The organism is Bacillus sp. B1-b2, from assembly GCF_009183415.1.
In the GTDB taxonomy this organism is placed as follows: domain Bacteria; phylum Bacillota; class Bacilli; order Bacillales; family Cytobacillaceae; genus Niallia.
In genome coordinates this window covers 1-2166 of the sequence record NZ_WEHU01000067.1, presented here as the reverse complement: position 1 = coordinate 2166, position 2166 = coordinate 1, and the positions used below count along the sequence as shown (strand labels likewise).

General features: G+C 37.3%; 2 protein-coding genes. Both read left to right on the top strand.

Annotated features, from left to right (window positions below):
* Positions 1-1281 (top strand): phospholipase D-like domain-containing protein (locus F9279_RS24710; protein WP_152116730.1); only part of this gene is annotated, 1281 nt, incomplete at its 5' end.
* 160 nt (positions 1282-1441) lie between these two features.
* Complete coding sequence (locus tag F9279_RS24705) at positions 1442-2020, top strand: CBO0543 family protein (protein WP_152116729.1); 579 nt, start codon at positions 1442-1444, stop codon at positions 2018-2020.
* Positions 2021-2166 lie beyond the last annotated feature (146 nt).

The following is a 2166-nucleotide window of genomic DNA, read 5'->3' as shown; positions in this document are numbered from 1 at the left end:
CCTGAGACATTCGGTGATTCAGCATCGGTAATTGCCGATGCTTTACGGCATTTCACTGTGAATGGGCTTCGAATGGGCCAAGTCCAAGTGTTTAACAATGGAATAGCAAAATATGAACAACTCATCGAATCCCTACAAAAAGCCCAAAAAACCATTGATCTGGAATATTACATCTATCGGAATGACCAAATAGGTAATCGCATCACAGAACTGCTGATCGAAAAAGCAGTAAACGGAGTGCGGGTTCGTTTTATTAGAGATGGTTGGGGGAGTAAAAAATTTCCGCGTCAAAAAATCCTTCAGATGGTGGAAGCAGGGATAGAATGCCGGACAATATTTCCTTTACGCTTTCCCTGGATTTTATCCAATTGGAATTATCGGGATCATTGTAAGATTGTCACGATCGACGGAAAGAAAGCTTTTACTGGTGGCATGAACGTAGGATATGAATATACAGGATTGAAGCCTGACGTTGGCTTCTGGAGGGATACTCATTTACAAATAACAGGAGAAGCATCAGTCAATTTGCAGACTGTCTTTGACGTTCATTGGAATATTGCTGTGCCGGAACGGATAAAATCGAAAACAAATCTGAAAACAAAATCTGAGGTAACGAAAATCAATCCAATCGGAAGAGTAGATCTTTCCAGATGGTCAGCCGAATTGGGTTCAGAGTTGAGCACCATAGATGGTAAAGAGATGGACATATACCCAAAGACAGGGACATTGCAAAAAGCGTACATCCATACGTTGGAAGGAAACCCTGGAATTCCTACCCCAGTTATTCGTCAAGCTTACTTTATATGTATAACACAGGCGACCAAGACTATTGATATAACAACACCCTACTTTGTACCAGAAACAGATATTATCATGGCATTAAAGACAGCTGTGGCTCGTGGTGTGCACGTAAGATTGCTGGTTCCTCGCCACATTGATCAAAAAAGCGTGGGCTATGCAAGTCGTACCTATTACGGGGAACTTATAGAAGCTGGGGTCCAAATCTACCAGTACAATAAAGGAATGTTACATGCGAAACTGATGATCATTGATGAGGAAATTGCAGAAGTAGGCGCAGCAAACTATGATATGAGAAGTTTTCGCCTGAATTATGAGGTGTGTCAAGTCGTGTACAGTGCTGATGTGGCAAGAGAACTCACAGAGCAGTTCGAGGGGGATCTTACTGATTCTGTACCATTAAGAATTGAAGACTTGTTGCAACGATCCCTGACCGAGCGCATTGTTGAACAGGGTGCTCGCCTCCTTTCTCCATTATTATAAGTTGATGTATCCTGTTTTTATTGTTCTATCTTAAATCTAGATTTAAAAAATTTTTGTTATTTACGATGGAAATTCATTACTAAAAAACGGTAATACTAAAAAGGCAGCTCAAAGAGTTTGAATTCAAAAATATCTGTTACCTTTTAATTTAAATATAGGGATGATATCAATAGATAATATATTTGAAAATCTTAAGGAAATACGTTTATTAGAAGATAAGCTGTATCATTTAGAATTAAATGGTTGGCTAACAAATGAGTTTTTAACTTGGGAATGGTGGATACTAGTTGTTTTTTTAGTTGTGCCTTGGGTTATATGGGCTAAACTTGTTAAACATGACATTATTTTAGAAATTTTGTTATTTGGTACCATAATTATCTTGACAACAACCTTATTAGATGTAGTTGGTGCACAATATAGTTTTTGGGATTACCCCATTGCATTTTTACCTTTTATTCCTCGGGCCTTTCCTTTTGATTTTTCAATGGTGCCTGTAGCTTACATGTTGTTATATCAATATTTTAGAACATGGAAATCTTTTATTTTAGCCCAGATCATTATGGCACTAACATATGCCTATATAGGTGAACCCTTTTGCGAGTGGGTCAAACTTGTTAATTATTTAGAGTGGAGATACAGATATTCATTCATATATTACATCATGGTTGGAATTGTAACTCGAGCTTTAATACTAAAACTAGCCTCTTTATCTAAACCTCAAGATCTTACAACTAAGTAAAATTTAAATTGGAGGAAAAAACTTTGGAAGAAGTCAATATTGGTTTACTGACGATCAAAGTCATCGTTGGTTTTGCCACTTTATTTTTTATCATTATCATAACAGGCAGAACATCCATCTATCAGTTAACCCCGTTTCACTTAGTT